At 58.8% G+C, this 18,821-nt stretch carries 17 protein-coding genes; 16 read left to right on the top strand and 1 reads right to left on the bottom strand.

All coding sequences use genetic code 11. The features are described 5' to 3' along the window. Positions 1–168 precede the first annotated feature (168 nt). From dprA to BMZ91_RS09400, 4 genes are all read left to right on the top strand, one after another. Complete coding sequence (gene dprA / locus BMZ91_RS09385) at positions 169–1,314, top strand: DNA-processing protein DprA (protein ID WP_092837848.1); 1,146 nt, start codon at positions 169–171, stop codon at positions 1,312–1,314. A 104-nt stretch (positions 1,315–1,418) separates the two neighbouring features. Continuing rightward, positions 1,419–4,145: a type I DNA topoisomerase gene (gene topA / locus BMZ91_RS09390; protein ID WP_092837571.1), complete on the top strand. Its 2,727-nt coding sequence runs from the start codon at positions 1,419–1,421 to the stop codon at positions 4,143–4,145. A gap of 132 nt (positions 4,146–4,277) precedes the next feature. Further along, entirely contained in the window at positions 4,278–4,982 is a 705-nt protein-coding gene (locus tag BMZ91_RS09395; protein WP_092837574.1) for a CoA transferase subunit A, read from the top strand. Continuing rightward, a complete protein-coding gene (locus BMZ91_RS09400) occupies positions 4,982–5,608 on the top strand; it encodes a 3-oxoacid CoA-transferase subunit B (protein ID WP_092837577.1) in 627 nt (208 codons plus the stop codon). The genes BMZ91_RS09395 and BMZ91_RS09400 overlap by 1 nt, the downstream gene beginning before the upstream one ends. Before the next feature lie 90 nt (positions 5,609–5,698). On the opposite strand, the gene BMZ91_RS09405 is transcribed toward BMZ91_RS09400, so the two are convergent. Continuing rightward, a complete protein-coding gene (locus tag BMZ91_RS09405; protein ID WP_092837580.1) occupies positions 5,699–6,511 on the bottom strand; it encodes a lytic transglycosylase domain-containing protein in 813 nt (270 codons plus the stop codon). A 356-nt stretch (positions 6,512–6,867) separates the two neighbouring features. Here BMZ91_RS09405 and BMZ91_RS09410 point away from each other — a divergent pair, with 356 nt between their 5' ends. The 12 genes from BMZ91_RS09410 (at position 6,868) to BMZ91_RS09465 (ending at position 18,762) form a co-directional block, all read left to right on the top strand. Further along, a complete protein-coding gene (locus tag BMZ91_RS09410; RefSeq protein ID WP_092837583.1) occupies positions 6,868–7,071 on the top strand; it encodes a Flp family type IVb pilin in 204 nt (67 codons plus the stop codon). Positions 7,072–7,283: 212 nt separating this feature from the next. Beyond that, on the top strand, positions 7,284–8,153 hold the full coding sequence (cpaB, locus tag BMZ91_RS09415) for a Flp pilus assembly protein CpaB (RefSeq protein WP_092837586.1): 870 nt from the start codon (positions 7,284–7,286) through the stop codon (positions 8,151–8,153). Positions 8,154–8,349: 196 nt separating this feature from the next. Next, positions 8,350–9,765 (top strand): type II and III secretion system protein family protein, encoded by a 1,416-nt coding sequence (locus tag BMZ91_RS09420; protein ID WP_092837589.1) that lies wholly within the window; start codon positions 8,350–8,352, stop codon positions 9,763–9,765. Between the two features lie 16 nt (positions 9,766–9,781). Next, positions 9,782–10,432, top strand: a complete 651-nt coding sequence (locus BMZ91_RS09425) for an OmpA family protein (protein WP_092837592.1) — start codon at positions 9,782–9,784, stop codon at positions 10,430–10,432. A gap of 253 nt (positions 10,433–10,685) precedes the next feature. Then, on the top strand, positions 10,686–11,921 hold the full coding sequence (locus BMZ91_RS09430; RefSeq protein WP_092837595.1) for a CpaE/TadZ family protein: 1,236 nt from the start codon (positions 10,686–10,688) through the stop codon (positions 11,919–11,921). Positions 11,922–11,938: 17 nt separating this feature from the next. Then, a complete protein-coding gene (locus tag BMZ91_RS09435) occupies positions 11,939–13,381 on the top strand; it encodes a TadA family conjugal transfer-associated ATPase (protein WP_092837598.1) in 1,443 nt (480 codons plus the stop codon). Between the two features lie 5 nt (positions 13,382–13,386). Continuing rightward, positions 13,387–14,355, top strand: coding sequence for a type II secretion system F family protein (locus tag BMZ91_RS09440; protein WP_092837601.1), 969 nt, complete (start codon positions 13,387–13,389; stop codon positions 14,353–14,355). A 13-nt stretch (positions 14,356–14,368) separates the two neighbouring features. After that, positions 14,369–15,349 (top strand): type II secretion system F family protein, encoded by a 981-nt coding sequence (locus BMZ91_RS09445; protein WP_092837604.1) that lies wholly within the window; start codon positions 14,369–14,371, stop codon positions 15,347–15,349. Between the two features lie 10 nt (positions 15,350–15,359). Next, a complete protein-coding gene (locus BMZ91_RS09450) occupies positions 15,360–15,911 on the top strand; it encodes a tetratricopeptide repeat protein (protein ID WP_092837607.1) in 552 nt (183 codons plus the stop codon). A gap of 29 nt (positions 15,912–15,940) precedes the next feature. After that, positions 15,941–16,798, top strand: a complete 858-nt coding sequence (locus BMZ91_RS09455; RefSeq protein ID WP_092837610.1) for a tetratricopeptide repeat protein — start codon at positions 15,941–15,943, stop codon at positions 16,796–16,798. Positions 16,799–16,812: 14 nt separating this feature from the next. Beyond that, positions 16,813–17,313: a prepilin peptidase gene (locus tag BMZ91_RS09460; protein ID WP_092837613.1), complete on the top strand. Its 501-nt coding sequence runs from the start codon at positions 16,813–16,815 to the stop codon at positions 17,311–17,313. A 138-nt stretch (positions 17,314–17,451) separates the two neighbouring features. Continuing rightward, positions 17,452–18,762, top strand: coding sequence for an ATPase (locus tag BMZ91_RS09465; RefSeq protein ID WP_092837615.1), 1,311 nt, complete (start codon positions 17,452–17,454; stop codon positions 18,760–18,762). Positions 18,763–18,821 lie beyond the last annotated feature (59 nt).

The following is an 18,821-nucleotide window of genomic DNA, read 5'->3' on the forward strand; positions in this document are numbered from 1 at the left end:
AAGGTCATTCCGAACCCCTGAAAACCACATCGTATTTGGATATTTTTTTCATTATATTATAACACCTTAGCCACAACCATCCAAGACCTCCGCTTTTACCGTCCCTGGTTTACCGCCCGTTAACCATCCGCGCTCTACTACTTGATACAGCAAGAAGACGAGGCCCTGATGTCTGAGGAACCACATCCTTCCACTCACCCCCCACTCCCACCCACCACGGAAGATGATCGGGTATCCTGGCTTCGTCTCTTGCGATCTCGCCGGGTTGGCCCCGCGACCTTTCACCGCCTCATGTCCGAACACGGCAGCGCCGACGCCGCGCTTGACGCCCTGCCCGGCGTCGCCCGTGATGCGGGCGTCGAGGATTACACGATCTGTCCGCTTGGCGTGGTTGAGTCAGAGATGCGCGCGGCTCACGCGGTCGGCGCGCGGTTACTATCGTGCAGGCATGCGGAATATCCCGAGTTTCTCAAACAGATATCCGACGCCCCGCCGCTGCTTTGGTGCATCGGTGACACCGGCATTCTGAAACGGCCGATGATCGGGCTCGTGGGCGCACGAAATGCATCCTCTCTCGGCACCCGGATGGCCAAATCGCTGGCCGCCGACCTGGCGTCGCGCGGATTTGTCATCACTTCGGGCCTGGCCCGCGGTGTGGATACCGCCGCCCATCTGGCCAGCCTTGAAGGCGGCACTGTCGCGGTGATGGCCGGCGGCGTCGATGTGATCTATCCGGCGGAGAATACCCGGCTTGCGCAGCAGATCGCCGAAACCGGGGTTCGCGTTTCAGAGCACCCCATCGGCCTTACCCCGCAAGCGCGGCATTTCCCAAGCCGCAACCGCCTTATCAGCGGCATGGCGCAGGCGGTCGTGGTGGTCGAGGCCGCCGCGAAATCCGGCTCGCTGATCACCGCGCGCAACGCGCTTGATCAGGGCCGCGAGGTGATGGCCGTGCCCGGACATCCCTTTGATGCGCGTGCCAGCGGCTGCAACATGCTGATCCGCGATGGCGCCCATCTTGTGCGCAACGCCGCCGATATCATTGACGCCCTTCCGGGGGCTGAGGCCACATCAGTTCAGCCCGACCTGCCGCTTGATGCGCCGCAAAAAGCGCCGCCCGCCCGAAGCCTTCGGGAAACCGCCGCCCTGCACGATCAGATTTTGCGCCGTCTCGGCCCCTCGCCGCTCGCCGAGGATCAGCTTATTCGCGATCTCTCGGCCTCGGCCCGATCTGTGGCGCCGGTGCTACTGGACCTGGAACTTGACGGGCAAATCACCCGTCAACCGGGCGGCTTGCTGTCGCTCGCGCGCTGAGACACAGGGCCGCAGCACCAATTACACGCCGCATTGACAATTCCCCTTGCCAGCCCACATGGTCCGCCGCCATAAGCCTCGTCCAGAGTTGAGAAGGAGTATCCATGCCCGTTGTCGTTGTCGAATCCCCCGCCAAGGCCAAGACGATCAACAAATATCTGGGCCCGGGATACACTGTTCTGGCAAGCTATGGCCACGTGCGTGACCTGCCGCCCAAGGACGGGTCGGTGGATACCGACAACGAATTCGAGATGAAATGGGAGGTCGGCACCGACAGCCGCAAACATGTCAAAGCCATCGCTGACGCCCTGAAGGACGACAACGCCCTGATTCTCGCGACTGACCCCGATCGCGAGGGCGAGGCGATCAGCTGGCATCTTGAAGACACCCTGCGCAAGCGCAAGGTGATCAAGAAGGACACCCCGGTCAGCCGCGTTGTGTTCAATGCGATCACCAAGAGCGCCGTCACCGAGGCGATGAAAAACCCGCGCCAGGTCGATGCGCCGCTGGTCGAGGCCTACCTGGCGCGCCGCGCTCTGGATTATCTGGTCGGGTTCAACCTCTCGCCGGTGCTCTGGCGCAAATTGCCGGGTGCGAAATCGGCGGGCCGGGTGCAATCGGTCTGTCTGCGCCTCATCGTCGAGCGCGAGATGGAAATCGAGGCGTTCAATGCGCGCGAATACTGGTCGCTCAAGGCGCTGTTTGCCACGCCGCGCGGACAGGAATACGAGGCGCGCCTGACGGTTCTGGCCGGCAAGAAGCTCGATAAGTTCGATCTTGCCAATGCCACCCAGGCCGAACTTGCGGTACAGGCGGTCACGTCGCGCGCCCTGAGCGTGAAATCGGTCGAGGCCAAGCCCGGCACCCGCAACCCCTCGGCGCCGTTCATGACATCGACCCTGCAACAAGAGGCGAGCCGCAAATTCGGCATGGGCGCGCGGCAATGCATGAACGCAGCGCAGCGTCTCTATGAGGCCGGTTATATCACCTATATGCGCACCGACGGGATTGACATGGCCCCCGAGGCGGTGATGGCCGCGCGCGACGCGATCAAGGATCGGTTTGGCGAAGACTACCTGCCCAAAAGCCCGCGGATGTACAAGAACAAGGCCAAGAACGCCCAAGAGGCCCACGAATGTATCCGCCCCACCGAGATGACCCGCGACGCGGGCAAGATCAAGACCACCGATGCCGATCAGCGCAAGCTTTACGATATGATCTGGAAGCGCACGCTGGCCTGTCAGATGGCCGCCGCGCGACTGGAACGCACCACGGTCGATATCGCCAGCGATGACGAACAGGTCGAATTGCGCGCCACCGGTCAGGTGATGATGTTTGACGGCTTTCTGCGGGTCTATGAAGAGGGCCGCGATGATGTGTCGGGCGATGACGATGATGATCGCCGCCTGCCCCAGATCACCCAGGGCGAAAAAGCCGCCTTTGCCAAATCTTCGCTGCGTGATCAGTTTACCAAGGCCAGCGATCAGGATGATGACGTGGTCGAGGGCGCAGGTGACGCAATGACGCGCAGCGATGCCGCGGTTCTGGCCGCCAACGAGGCCGTGCTTGCGCTTCGGCATTTCACCCAGCCACCGCCGCGCTATACCGAGGCGACGCTGGTCAAGAAGATGGAAGAGCTTGGCATTGGCCGCCCCTCGACCTATGCCAGCGTGATCACCACGATTCAGGATCGCGAATATGTCCGCAAGGAACAAAACCGCCTGATCCCCGAAGATAAGGGCCGGATCGTCACGATCTTTCTGCTGAATTTCTTTCGCCAGTATGTCGGCTATGAATTTACCGCCAACCTTGAAGAAGAGCTTGATGAGGTCAGCGCAGGCCAGGCCAATTACAAGGATGTGCTCGGTCGGTTCTGGCATGATTTCTCGGCGGCGATTGCCGAAACCTCCGATCTGCGGATCACCGAGGTGCTGGATGTGCTTGATGACGCGCTTGCCCCCACGCTTTACCCACCGCGCGAGGATGGCAGCGATCCGCGACAGTGCCCGCTTTGCGGCACCGGACAGCTGCACCTGAAAACCTCGAAAACCGGTGGCTTTGTCGGCTGTGGCAATTACCCCGAGTGCCGCTATACCCGCCCGATTGGCGGCGACGCCGCCGATGGCGGTGATCGGGTGCTGGGCGAGGACGGCGGCGATGAGATCAGCCTGCGGTCGGGGCGTTTTGGCCCTTATGTTCAGCGCGGTGAAGCCACCGAAGAGAATAAAAAGCCAAAGCGCGCCAGCCTGCCCAAGGGCTGGAAAGCCGAGGATATGGACCTTGAAAAGGCGCTCACGCTTCTGAGCCTGCCGCGCGAGGTGGGCGAGCATCCCGAGGGTGGCATGATCACCTCGAATTTCGGGCGGTTCGGCCCCTACCTGCATCACAAGGCCCCCGATGAGGCGAAAGGCATCTATGCCAACCTCAAGGACCCGGCGGATGTGTTTGAGGTCGGCATGAACCGCGCGGTCGAGCTTTTGGCCGCCAAGCGGGCCAATCCCGGCGGGCGCGGGCGCGCGGCGGCCAAGGCGCTGCGCGAACTCGGCGAACATCCCGACAGCGGCGGCCCGGTCAATGTGATGGAAGGGCGCTATGGCCCCTATATCAAATGGGACAAGGTCAATGCGACCTTGCCCAAGGGCACCGAGCCCGCCGATGTCACCATGGAGATGGCGGTGGAATTGATCGCGGCCAAGGCCTCCAAATCCGGCAAGGGCCGCAAGACGGCGGCGAAAAAACCCGCCGCAAAGAAGACAGCCGCCAAGAAACCCGCGGCGAAGAAAGCCCCGGCCAAAAAGGCCGCCCCGAAGAAAAAGGCGGTGGGCGACTAGCCCGCCCCGCCCCAAAGCGCCCGGCTGCGATACGTAGTAACCCCTAATTTCCGGCGATGCGGCGGCGCCTGCGTTGACATGCATGGGCGAAGCACCCCATACCGTGGCAACTGAACTTGAGGAGGGCTATTCATGAATAAGGTCTATGGCTCGGCGGCAGAGGCGCTGGACGGGCTGCTGTTCGAGGGAATGACGATCGCGGCGGGCGGCTTTGGCCTCTGCGGCATTCCCGAGCTGCTGTTGCAGGCGATCAAAGAGGCAGGCACCAAGGACCTGACCTTTGCCAGCAACAACGCGGGCGTTGACGATTTTGGCATCGGCATTCTGCTGCAAACCAAGCAGGTCAAGAAAATGCTAAGCTCTTATGTCGGCGAGAACGCCGAATTCATGCGCCAGTATCTTTCCGGCGAGCTTGAGCTTGAGTTCAACCCCCAGGGCACCCTGGCCGAGCGCATGCGCGCCGGCGGCTGTGGAATCCCCGGCTTTTACACCAAGACCGGTGTCGGCACCGTGATCGCCGAGGGCAAAGAGCACAAGGATTTCGACGGCGAGACCTATATCATGGAGAAGGGCATCTTTGCCGACCTCTCGATCGTCAAGGCGTGGAAGGCCGATGCCACCGGCAACCTGGTGTTCCGCAAGACCGCGCGCAACTTCAATCCGCCTGCCGCGATGTGTGGCAAGGTTTGTGTGGTTGAGGTCGAAGAGATCGTGCCGACCGGATCGCTTGACCCCGATCACATTCACCTGCCGGGCATCTATGTGCACCGGATCGTTCAGGGCGAGCACGAAAAACGCATTGAAAAAGTTACAACCCGTCAGAAGGGAGCCGCATAATGCCCTGGGATCGCGATCAAATGGCCGCCCGCGCGGCGCAAGAGCTTGAAGACGGCACCTATGTCAACCTCGGCATCGGCATCCCGACGCTGGTCAGCAACTATATCCCCGAGGGCGTCGAGGTCACGCTTCAGTCGGAAAACGGCATGCTTGGCATGGGCCCGTTTCCTTACGCAGGCGAGGAAGACCCCGACCTTATCAACGCGGGCAAGCAGACGATCACCGAATTGCCCCAGACCGCCTATTTCGATAGCTCGCAATCTTTCGGCATGATCCGAGGCGGCAAGATCGCCATGGCGATCCTTGGCGCGATGGAAGTGGCCGAAAACGGCGATCTGGCGAACTGGATGATCCCCGGCAAGCTTGTCAAAGGCATGGGCGGCGCGATGGATCTTGTGGCCGGTGTTGGCCGTGTGGTGGTGGTCATGGATCACACCAGCAAGCATGGCGACAGCAAGGTTCTAAAGGCCTGTACTCTGCCGCTGACCGGCACCGGGGTCGTCGATCGGATCATCACCAATCTGGGTGTGTTTGATGTTGTCGAGGGCGGCCTTAAAATCGTCGAATGTGCCGAGGGCGTGACCGAGGATGAATTGCGTGCCGCGACCGAGGCGACGATCGTCTGATTTGACGCATTATATATAAGGGCCTCTCAGGGGCGTTTGGCCGGGCCGGGACTTTCCTTGGCCTGGCCTTTTTATAGCAATGATACCGACCTAGTTCATCGCCAGGTTCAGAGCGCAGGCATCGGTGATCAATTCAGGCCGGGTCTTGCACAATCCGCGCGCCACCTCGTAAGCGGCCAGAACCTTGGGCACATAATCGCGGGTCTCGGCAAAGGGCGGCACGCCGTTGTGGGATTTGACCGCGTTTTCACCGGCATTATATCCGGCCAGTGCCAACAGGGCGTCCCCGTCAAATTCGCCCAGCAACCAATCAAGATAGGCAACACCGCCCTTGATGTTCTGATCCGGCAGCATGGCGTCAGTGACGCCAAAGCGGCTGGCGGTGGCGGGCATGAGCTGCATCAGGCCCTGCGCCCCGGCACCGCTTATCGCATCGGCGCGCCCGCCCGATTCAACCGCGATCACCGCGAGCACCAGGGCGGGCGACACCCGCGTGCCAATGGTTTCGCGCAGGATATGACGCCCTTCGGCCAATGCGATGTCCTGCAACACCTGAAGGCGCGGCGCGGTTATCCTCTGGCCCTTTGGCGGATTGGTGAGTTGCTGAGTGGCGGCGCGCAGCCGTGCGGGGGCATCTGCGCTCAATTCTGGCGGCACCAGTTCCCAGAACCAGCCATAGGTCGCGATGCGCGGCACCGGGGTGTCATCGGTCCTGGCGGGCGCATCTTTGGGGGGGGCTGCGCTTTGCGGCTCGATCTGAACATTGATGCGGCGCTTGACCCCCGGCGCGGGCGGCTTCTGGCGTTTGAAGGTAAATTCGGGAAAAGGCGGCGGATCACCGGCCTGCACCGGTAAAGGCCAGGACAGAATCGCGGCGATTCCAAATATTCTCAGGATTTTCATTGCGGGCTCTGCTCTGCCTCTGATTGATTGGCCACAGTATCGCAAAAGTGCGGATTTTTGGCCAGCATTGTCTTGAAAATCGGCACCGGTAAAACGGTTTTTGGCCACACTTCAGCCCTCCAGGGTTGCTTTTGTGTTTTTATCAATTTTTTACTTGTTTAATTTCAATGCTTTACATGAAATCCTTATGTTTTGTTAATCTTCACGAAAATCGCTTTAATGCCGCCTAATTCCCGCCCGATTTCACTGGCTATATCAGGTCATACCACGACGGCAGCGGGCCATAAAAACTCGACGGGCCCTACACCGAAGCGGTTGTTAACACTGAGCAAACTGATCCTTTGGAGGGACACACAATGATTAAATTTTTCAAAAACTTCTCGAAAGACGAAGACGGCGCCGTAACTGTTGACTGGGTCGTTCTGACCGCAGCCGTCGTTGGTCTGGGCGTTGCCGGTGTGGCATCGGTCAACACAGGTATCACCGGTCTGGCCACCAAAATCGGCACCGAAGTTGGCACCACCGCTACCGTCACAAGCTTGGGCGAGTTGGGTCAATAATCTGATCCCGGTCCGGCCCCGCCGGACCGCCCCCCCCCGATACCGATGGCCACGGATTCACATCCGTGGCCATTGGCGTATCTGACGCAGACCCAGCCAAAAAGCGCGAGATCGCCGCCCTGCGTCCCTGTTTTTGACACAATCCCCCGATATTCCGGGTTTTGATTTCGGTGACATCACCGAACAACAGGTTTCGACGGAAAGGAAACACCATGCGTTTGGTATTCGGACTCGTACTCATGCTGGGCCTTGGGCTTGCGGGCTTTGCCGTATACATGGCCAAAACTTACATTCAGGGTTATCAGACCCAACTCGCGCTGGAGCGCAAGCAACGCGCCCCGACGATTGAAACGGTTGACATCTACGTGGTCACGCGCCCGGTGAAATACGGCGAGCCTTTGGATAAAGCCGCGGTTCGGCTGGCCGCTTTCCCCAAGGAAACGCTTCCGGAAGGGGTTTTCACCACGCCCGAAGATCTGTTCTCGGAAGGCGAAAACACACCGCGCACCGTTCTTCGCAGTATGCAAACCAACGAGCCGGTTCTGGCGGTCAAGGTGACCGAACCGGGCGAAGACGCCGGCATCACATCGCAGCTTGAGCGCGGCATGCGCGCCTTTGCAATCAAGGTCGACGTTACAAGCGGCGTCTCCGGCTTTTTGCGCCCCGGTGACACGGTCGATATCTATTGGACCGGCAGCCTTGGATCGGGCAATTTGCGCACCGCCGAAAATTCAAGAGGCGACGTGACCAAGCTGATCGAGACCGGGGTCAAGCTGATCGCGGTGGACCAGGTCACCAACAGCGACATGACCGAAGCCGCGATTGCGCGCACGGTCACCGTCTCGGTACGTCCACAGCAGGTCGCAGCCCTGGCACAGGCCCAATCTTCAGGGCGCCTCTCGTTGTCGCTTGTCGGGGCACTTGATGACACCGTCGCCGAAGCGGTCGAGGTTGACCAGACACGCCTTTTGGGCATCACCGCCGCAGCGGTAGAAGAACAGGCCCCGGTTGAGGAAAGCTGTACCATCCGCACCCGACGTGGCGCCGAGGTGATCGTGACCGCCATTCCCTGCACCAATTAACACCCGGAAATGCGAATCATAGAGGGCATCCCACCCCGGGGTGCCCTTTTGGCTGCCGCAGCTATTTCAACACATCGCGGATAAATCTGAATAAAAACGCATTGATTCTTGAAAAAAATTCCGAACTGCCGCAGAGTAATGCCAAGTACGGGCATCAAGACCCGATAAATGAGGCGTGATCGGAAAGGCAGGTCACATGAAAATTACGAGCTATTTCTGGGCGGCCGTGGCCGGGCTCTCTTTTGCTATGAGTCCTGTTGCGCCAACCGCACAGGCAGAATCCATTCGGGTGGTCCGCAACGGAACCAACAGCAATCTGAACGTGCCAATGAACAGGGCCATCGTCGTTGAAAGCGATGTGCCCTTTGCAGAGCTCAGCATTGCCAATCCCGCGATTGCAGATATTTCAACTCTGTCGGATCGTACCATCTATGTGCTGGGCAAGGCGCCGGGGCGGACAACGCTCACGCTTTTGGACGGCACCGGGCGGCTGATCACCAATATCGACGTGCACGTCAGCGCCGATATCTCCGAATTCAAGGAACGTCTGCGCCAGATTTTGCCGGGCGAGGCGATCGAGGTGCGCACCGCAAATGACGGGATCGTCATGTCGGGCACCGTCTCAAGCAGTTCGCGGATGGAGCGTGCGCTCGATCTTGCCGAACGCTATGCCCCGGAACGGGTGTCGAACCTGATGTCGGTGTCGGGCAAACAGCAGATCATGCTGAAGGTTCGATTTGCCGAGATGCAACGGAGCGTGTCAAAGGCGCTGTCAAGCTCGCTCTCGATTGATGCACGTGGCGGCGGGCTTGGCGTTATTGGCGGCACCAATACCACCAATACGCAAGGCGGAATCCTGAATACACTGACCGGCGCCGTGCCGGGAACAAGCGATAACAATGCCGCATTTGCCTTTGGGTTTGATGTCGGCTCTGTCGAAGTCGGCATTTTGCTGGAAGCCCTGGAAACCAAGGGCATGGTGCGCACCCTGGCCGAGCCGAACCTGACCGCATTGTCGGGCCAGGAGGCCAAGTTTCTGGCCGGCGGCGAATTTCCCGTGCCAGTGCCGCAAGATGACAACACGACCACCATCGAATACAAGCCCTTCGGTGTCGAGTTGAACTTTGTGCCGCGCGTTGTCGAAGAGGGGATCATCAATCTTGAACTCGCCGCCGCAGTCTCTTCGATTGATACAGCCAATGGCCTTGTTGCCAATGGTCTCACGGTGCCCGCCTTCCGACGTCGCGACACCTCGACCACGGTGGTGCTGCGTGATGGCGACAGTTTTGCAATTGCCGGGCTCTTGCAGGACGATTTTCGCGATAATAACGGTCAGGTGCCATGGCTTGGCGACATTCCCATCCTGGGCACCCTGTTCCGCAGCGCCGATTACCAGCGCTCGCAAACCGAGCTTGTGATCATCGTTTCGGCTCATATGGTATCTCCGACACGTGGCGAGGCACTTGCCCTTCCCACAGATCGGGTACAGATTCCGAGCGAACAAGACCTGTTCCTGAATGGCCGTGTCGCCAAGGGCGTGAAATCAAAAGGACCGGCTGGCGAAGTTGCCAAGCAGGATTTCAGCGGCTCTTACGGCTACGTCATGGATTGATCGAAAGGCTGGGGCAATGAAACATCTTATCGCAATCGCAGGTCTCGTCGCCACCTCTGCCTGTTCTCAGCAGGGTGAGGTATACCGCTCCTATTTCACCGAGGCTGGGGCTTTGGTGGACGGCGGGAGTTTCGGCGACGCCAATATGAACAACCACTTGGTCATGACCGGCGAGAAAAGCTATGTCTATGATCTCTCGAACCGGTTTGCCAATGAGGTGCTGAGCACTGTCAACTTTGCCTTCAACTCGGCACAGCTTGATAGCGGCGCGCGTGATACGCTACGCGAGCAGGCAAATTGGATCCGCCAGTTCCCCGAAGTGCGCTTTCGGGTTTACGGTCATACCGATGCGGTTGGATCGAACCGATATAATAAAACCCTTGGGATGCGCCGCGCCCAAGCCGTGGTTTCCTTCCTGTCATCGCAGGGCATCAGCCGCTCTCGCCTAGAGGCCGTTGTTTCCTTTGGCGAGACGCAGCCGCTGATCGTGACGCAGGGCCGCGAACGCCGGAACCGGCGCACCGTGACCGAGGTCTCTGGTTTTGTGAAATCCAGCCCGATCATCATGGACGGCAAATATGCCGAGGTGGTCTATCGCGAATACATCAATAGCGCCGTGCCCGCCTCTACCCTCGAGATGGTTGCCAGCGACGGTGGCAGCGAGTAACGAAAGACCGGAATTCTCCCTGTTCGGCTTAGCCGGGCCAACTGAAACCCGCCCCAATTGGGCGGGTTTTTTGTATCTTAAGACCGCACAATTACGATCTTTTGGCCCAAATGTCGCCAAGATTTACAGTCATCTTCGTTCAGTAATGAGCGATCCCAAATAAATGGGGCGCCAGGCAGACCTCATGGGTTTCCATGTTTCGCGAGCGATTACGCGGGTTCTGCATGGCGATCGCAGTAACAGGACCGATCAAATGAGCAGTAGTGTGCTAAAACAACCCGAACCCAGCCCGATTATCGCCTGCACAATCAGCCGCGACGTACAGAACTTTGACCTGTTGATTGAAGATATGGAAACCGAGCTTGGCGAAAACTGGGGTGACCTTGGATTTGCCGAAGCCCTCGCCTTTCTCAATCAACCCGAAGCCGATTCTCTGGAGTTCGTGGCTGTTGCCATCGACGAAACCGACGAGGACGACCTTGTCATGCTGGGCGAAATCATCAGTCTCGCCAGTAAAAAGGACATCAAGGTCATCCTGATCGCGGAAGATGTCAGCCCGGCGGCCCTGCATCAGTTATTGCGTCAGGGGGCGGATGAATTCGTGCCCTACCCGCTGCCCGAGAATGAATTGAAATCCGCGATTGCGCGTCTGCAAAAACCAGCCCCTACAGCGGCCAGCGCGACCCCGGTTGCGATTGACCGGTCGACCGAAGGTACAGGTGTGCTTTTGGCGGTACAGGGTCTTGCCGGGGGCACCGGGGCGACGACGCTTGCGGTAAATCTTGCCTGGGAACTGGCCAATGTCGAAAAGGCGAATCCCCCCAAGGTGTGCCTGCTGGATTTCAGCCTGCAATTCGGATCGACCGCCACCTTTCTTGACCTGCCGCGCCGCGAGGTTGTGTTTGAAATGTGGTCGGACACGGAAACCATGGATGATGATGTCTTCCGTCAGGCGCTTGTCTGCTTTGAGGAAAAGCTTTGGGTGCTGACCGCGCCCAAGGACATGATCCCGCTGGACATGATCACATCCGAGGACGTCAACAAGGTGCTTGAGATTGCCCGGCGGCATTTCGATTATGTAATCGTCGACATGCCCACCACTCTGGTGCAATGGACCGAAGCGGTGCTGAACGCCTCGCAGATCTATTTTTCGACCCTGGAACTGGACATGCGCTCGGCGCAAAACGCCCTGCGGATGAAGCGCGCGCTGCAATCCGAGGACTTGCCGGTCGAAAAACTGCGGTTCTGCCTGAACCGCTCTCCGAAGTTTACCGATTTGAACGGCAAAAGCCGCGTGAAGCGCATGGCCGAAAGCCTTGAAATCAGTATCGAACTGTTACTGCCCGATGGTGGGCGCGCGGTTTGCCAAAGCTCGGACCACGGCCTGCCGCTTGCCTCTGCGGCGGCCAAGAATCCGTTACGCCGAGAAATTGCAAAACTGGCCAACTCATTGCATGAGCTGGGTAAAAGCGACGCAGAAGCCGCATAGAAAAGGGTCCAAAACCAATGTTTTCCCGTTATAAAAAACCTGCGGCCACCAAGGCTGGCACCAATTTGAAAGCCGTCCAGGAGCCCAAGACCGCACCACTCGAAGCTGCGGCACCGGCGGTGTCGTTTCGCAAACCTGCGCAAGTCGCGCCCGCCGCCGTTGTGGGCGCGGACAAGGAACGCAAGCGCAAGGATCGGATCGGCGAGATCAAGATCGAATTGCACCGCGCGCTTCTCGACAACCTCAACCTTGCCGCGCTCGATACCGCGTCAGAGAACGACCTGCGCGCCGAGATAAGCTCGATTGCCGGTGAATTCCTCGAAGAAAAAGGCATCGTTCTCAACCGCGAAGACCGCATAACCCTCACCCAAGAGCTTTATGATGAGGTCAAAGGCCTTGGCCCGCTTGAAACGCTGCTGAAAGACGACACGGTCAACGATATTCTGGTCAACGGCCCACATCAGATATTCGTGGAACGCGCCGGCATCCTGAGCCTGAGCGATGTGACCTTCAAAGATGAAAAACACCTGATGCGGATCATCGACAAGATCGTTTCGGCCGTGGGGCGGCGGGTGGATGAATCCAACCCCTATGTTGACGCCCGTCTTGCCGATGGGTCGCGTTTCAACGCCATGGTGCCGCCGGTCGCGGTCGACGGGAGCCTAGTGTCTATTCGGAAATTCAAGAAGGACAAGCTCGGCATCGACGATCTGGTCAAATTCGGCGCCTTCTCGGAAGAGATGGCCGCCTATTTGCAGGCTGCCGTTGCCACCCGTCTCAACGTGATCGTGTCGGGCGGGACCGGCTCGGGCAAGACGACCACGCTTAATGCGCTGTCATCGTTCATCGACAATGCCGAACGCATCCTGACCATCGAAGACACCGCCGAACTTCAGCTTCAACAGGTCCATGTCGGCCGGATGGAAAGCCGCCCGCCCAACGTGGAAGGCAAAGGCGAGGTAAGCCCGCGCGACTGTCTGAAAAACGCGCTTCGGATGCGCCCTGACCGGATCATCGTCGGTGAGACGCGCGGCGAAGAGGTGATCGACATGTTGCAGGCCATGAACACCGGCCACGACGGATCAATGACCACGATTCACGCCAACAACGCCCGCGACGCCATCAGCCGCCTGGAAAACATGGTCGCGATGGCCGGGATTGAAATGCCACTCAAGGCCGTTCGCTCTCAGGTTGCCTCGGCCGTGAACCTGATCGTGCAGGCCAGCCGTCTACAGGACGGGTCGCGCCGGATGACCTCGATCACGGAAGTGACCGGGATGGAGGGCGATGTGATCTCGATGCAGGAAATCTTTCGCTTCCAGCGCGTCGGCCTGAGCCCCGACAACAAGATCATCGGCCATTTCACCGGAACCGGCGTGCGCTCGAACTTTACAGAGCGCTTCCGCCTGTGGGGCTATGATCTTCCGCCTCATATCTTTGAACCCATCGCAGCGGAGTAACGCAGATGACCATCAGCGCAGAACCAATTATTTACGGCCTGATTTTCATCGGCGTTCTGGTCCTTGTCGAGGGCCTTTACCTGACGGTGTTCGGCCGTTCGATTAGCCTCAACAACCGGGTCAACCGGCGGCTTGAGATGCTGGACAAGACCGGCAACCGCGAAGAGGTGATGGAAAAGCTGCGCAAAGAGATGCAACAGCATCTTAAGGCACGCAAGATCCCGCTCTATTCGATCCTGTCCACCAAGGCGCAAAAGGCGGCGATTGCCTTTACCCCCAATCAGCTGATGCTGCTGATGGTGGGCGTAAGCGTGCTTGCCTTTCTTGGGCTGACGATCGGCACCGCAACGGCCATTCCCGTGCGCATTGCCGCGTCGATCGGGATGGGTGTTGGTGGCATTTTCACATGGATCAGCATGAAAGCGAACAAGCGCATGGGGATGCTCGAAGAGCAGCTGCCCGATGCGATCGAACTTATGGTGCGCTCGCTTCGGGTGGGCCATCCGTTTTCCGCCGCCATCGGGATTGTCGCGACCGAGGTCTCTGATCCTCTGGCCTCTGAATTTGGCATCATCGCCGACGAAGCCGCCTATGGCCGCGATATGGGCGAGGCCCTCAAGGATATGGCCGAACGTCTTGATATGCAGGATCTGCGGTTCCTGGCCGTTGCCGTGACCATTCAGCAGCAATCAGGCGGTAACCTTGCCGAGATTCTTGCCGGTCTGGCCAAGGTCATCCGCTCGCGCTTTCGCCTGTTTCGCCGGGTCAAGGCGATCACCGCCGAGGCAAAATGGTCAGGTAAATTCCTTTCGGGCTTTCCCATCCTCGCCTTGGTCGGCATTCAGGTGATCAAGCCCGATTACTATGACGAAGCGATGCTTCACCCCTTCTTCATTCCCGCCGTGCTGGTCGTGGGGGCCTTTCTGGTGCTCAACCTGATCGTCATGCGCGCGCTTGTCGACATCAAGGTCTGAAAAGGAACACCTCATGACACTTTTGACCCTGTTCACTGACGTATTGACCGGCGCACTTGGCCCGTTTGGCCCCATAATCGCAATCGGCGCGCTTGGTGTTATGCTTATTCTGCTGACCGTGCCGATCATGCTCAAGCAAAAGCAGGATCCGCTTAAAAAGCTCAAAGAGGCCAATGCCCGCAAAGGCTCCGGGGCCAAATCGGCGAAATTGCGCAGCGGCACGCGCAATGAAAAGCTGGATAAATACGCGACCTTTCTTGAGCCGCAGGATGAAAAACAACTGTCGAAGATGCGCCTGACCCTGATGCAGGCGGGGTATCGCGACAAGGATGCGGTGCGGTATTTCCATTTTGCCCAATTTGCGCTTGGCATTGGCCTTTTGCTCCTCGGGGTGATCTATTTTGTCCTGTTCAAATCCGGCGATGACGTCACAACCCAACAGACGTTGATGTATATTCTCGGGCCCGGTGGCGTCGGCTATATGTTGCCCAAATACTGGATCACAAAACGCCAGCAGTCGCGCCAGGAAGAAATCACCGACGGCTTTCCCGACAGCCTTGACATGATGCTTGTCTGTATCGAGGCCGGTCAGTCGATGGATCAGGCCATCATTCGCGTCTCTAATGAGATCCGCGCGTCTTATCCCGCGTTGGCCGATGAATTCCAGATCGTTTCCTTGCAGATCAAGGCCGGGCGCGACAAGGCTTCGGTTCTCAATGAGATGGCTGAACGCTGCGGCGTGCAGGATATCTCAAGCTTTGTGACGGTTCTTGTGCAGTCGCAGACCTTCGGCACCTCGGTCGGTGAGGCGTTGCGCGTCTACGCGGCGGAAATGCGTGACAAACGGGTCATGCGGGCCGAAGAAAAAGCCAACAAACTTCCGACAAAGATGACACTTGCCACGATGATGCTTACAGTACCACCATTGCTGATCATTCTGGTTGGGCCGTCCGCTCTGGGTATTATGAAACTCATGGACATGTCGGCCAAGTAAACGGGGCACGATGACTTCACGGGCGGGGACAGGTCTGGCGGTTTTTCTGACGCTGGTCGGCTGTGTCAAGCCAGGGCCTCCAGAGGGGCCTTACGCCCCTGGCCCGGTGCCGGGGGCCGAGGCGGTCGACGGGGTGATCGTCGGCCACCGCCTTATGGACGCGGGCGAATTCGAGCTGGCGCAAAAGGCCTATACACGCGCCGCCGTGACCCAGGGCATGACGGCCGATATTCTTGCCGGTCTTGGCAGCGCCAATCTGGGGCTTGGTCGGCTTGCAACGGCCGAACGCCTGCTGCGCAAAGCGATTGAAAAAGACCAGACCTCTCCTGAAATCTGGAACAATCTGGGTGTCGTGCTGGTCGAAAAACGTGAATATGTCGAAGCAGAACAGGTTTTTCGTCGCGCCTATGCTCTGGATGATGGCCAAAGTGACTCAATTCGCGACAATTTGCGCTTAGCGCTCGCAAAATCTGAAAATTCCGACTATGCTGATGTGCAAGAGCAAGACTATAAATTGGTACGGCGGGGCAGTGGCGACTATCTGGTCCGCAAGATACCATGACGAGGCAGCGGCAGTAAAAGGACGCAAAAATGCGCCACCCTATCCTGATTTCCCTGTGTGTGACGGGCGTTATTGCCCTGTCTGCATGCGAGCAATCCACCGAAAATGACGTCGATCGCGCCTTTCAGAGCATCAATGTCGTGGATGAAACCAACCTCAATGACGTGATGCTGGCAGCGGCTGACCCCAATGAGGCGGTGTCGTATTTTCAGCGCGCAGTCGGCGAAAAGCCGGATCGCATTGATCTGTTGCGCGGGCTTGGCAAATCCCTGATCCGGGCCAAGCGCCATACCGAGGCGGTCAGCACCTGGGTGAAAGTGACCGAGCATAAAGATGCCACGAATGAGGATCGCGTTGACCTGGCTGACGCGCTGATCCGCAACAACGAGTGGGAGCGTGCCGACAATATCCTTGATACCATCCCCCCCACATACGAGACGTTCAAACGCTACCGCCTTGAGGCAATGGTCGCCGACAGCAATCAGGACTGGAAAAAGGCCGACAGTTTCTATGAAATCGCCGTTGGCCTGACGACCCGCCCGGCCAGCGTGATGAACAACTGGGGTTATTCCAAGTTGACGCGCGGCGATTATCCCGGCGCAGAGCGGCTTTTCTCGGATTCGATACGACAGGACCCGGCGCTGTTTACCGCGAAAAACAACCTGGTTCTGGCACGCGGGGCACAACAGAAATATTCACTGCCCGTGTTGTCCGCCAATCAGGTAGAACGCGCGCAACTTCTTTATACGCTTGGCCTTTCGGCGATCAAACAGGGCGACACGGCGATTGGCAAGGGCCTGTTGCGTGATGCAATAGAGACCCATCCCCAACATTTCGAGGACGCCGCGCGTAGCCTGAGCGCCCTTGAATCGAACGTGTCCAACTAGGCCGGGGTGCGGCGATGCCACTTCAGATTACCGCCCAATCGGCACTTTGGTTCCTGCCGTTCGTTCTTCCGGTCTGTGTCTGGGTCGCCTGGAGCGATCTGCGGGCGATGAAAATACCCAACACCGCGGTGCTGACCCTGGCGGGCATCTTCGTGGTGATCGGGCTGATCGCGCTGCCGCTGTCAGATTACCCCTGGCGGTTCGTGCATCTTGCGGTGATGCTTGCGGTCGGGATTCTGGCCAATGCCGTCGGCGTCATGGGGGCTGGGGATGCCAAGTTTATCGCCGCCGCCGCCCCCTTCGTGGCGCTTGGCGATCTTGCCCTGTTGGGGGTTCTGTTTTCCGCCACCCTTCTGGCGGCCTTTGTCACGCATCGCATCGCCAAATACAGCCCGCTGCGCCGCCTTGCCCCGGAATGGCAAAGCTGGTCGGTGGGCAAGAAATTTCCGATGGGCTTTGCCCTTGGCGCCACTCTGGCGATTTATCTGGGGCTAGGCGCGCTCTACGGCGCGTAACGCGCTGTCTTTGCCGCACCCCTGCCCGAGGCTTTCCTTAATTTCTGCACCTTTGCCGGGCATGCTACCGACCAAGCCCGCCCGTTTTCCTGCGGTACGGGAGAAAAACAGCAACCAGGCGCAGAACAGGCACATCACATGAACATGCAAGTCAGCACCGGCGTTCAGCCCCCCCCGCCCCCAAGCAGCATCGAGGACATGCAGCTCCCGGTGGTGATGATGCGGGATATCCTGCTCAAGACCATGTTCCGCAAGAATCTTGATCTAGTAACCGAAGTCGCCGCCGCCATCTGTTTGCCGCGCGCGGTGACGCAGGAACTGATCGACATGGCGCGGGTCCAGAAACTGCTTGAGGCGACGGGGACCCTTAGCGCGAATGCGGGCGCCGAAATGGGCTATCAGCTGACCGATGCGGGCAAATCCCGCGCACTTGATGCGCTGAGCCAGTCGGAATATTTCGGCGCCATGCCGGTGCCCCTGGCGGTCTATCGTGAGCAGGTCAAGCGCCAGTCGATCCGCAACATCCAGATCACCCGTGATCAGCTGACCAATGCGATGGGGCACCTGATCCTGCCCAACAGCCTTCTGGATCACCTCGGTCCGGCGGTAAGTGCCGGGCGCTCGATCCTGATGTATGGCCCGCCGGGCAACGGGAAATCAAGTATTTCCAACGGTATACGCGATGCGATGGGCGACAGGATCTATGTGCCGCGCGCGATTGAATATTCCGGTCAGGTGATCACCGTCTATGATCCGATCGTGCATTCTTCGGCCGAGGTCGAGGTCGATGACCCCAATTCCCTGCGTCGTCGGCGCACCTTTGACACGCGCTATGTGCGTTGCGAACGCCCGACCGTGATCACCGGCGGTGAACTGAGCCTGTCGATGCTTGATCTGGTCTATAACCCCACCGCGCGCACCTATCAGGCGCCGCTTCAGCTTAAATCAACCGGCGGCATCTTTATCGTGGATGACCTTGGCCGTCAGGCCGAACCGCCGCAAAGCCTTGTGAACCGCTGGATCGTTCCGCTTGAAGAAAGCAAGGATATCCTTGCCTTGCAATCGGGCGAGAAATTCGAGGTGCCGTTTGACACGCTGGTGATCTTTTCGACCAACTTCCACCCCAACGAGATTTTCGACAAGGCCGCCCTGCGCCGGATTTTCTACAAGATCAAGATCGACGGGCCATGTCAGCAGGATTTCCTGAAAATCTTTGCCATGGTGGCGCGCAAGAAGGGCATGCCGCTGGACGAGGCGGCGCTGATCCATCTGATCAAGGAAAAATATCCGACCATCGACAATGTCTATGCCAATTATCAGCCGGTCTTTCTGATCGACCAGATGATCTCGATCTGCGAATTCGAGGGCATTCCTTATCAGATGTCACCCGACTTGCTTGACCGGGCCTGGGCCAACATGTTCGTCAAAGAAGAAGAAATCATTCACTGAGCCGTGCCGGGCCTTCGTAGGGTGGGTGAAACCCACGCGCGATCCCGGTCATGCGTGGG

The sequence above is a fragment of the Roseovarius lutimaris genome (genome assembly GCF_900115165.1).
Lineage (GTDB): Bacteria > Pseudomonadota > Alphaproteobacteria > Rhodobacterales > Rhodobacteraceae > Roseovarius > Roseovarius lutimaris.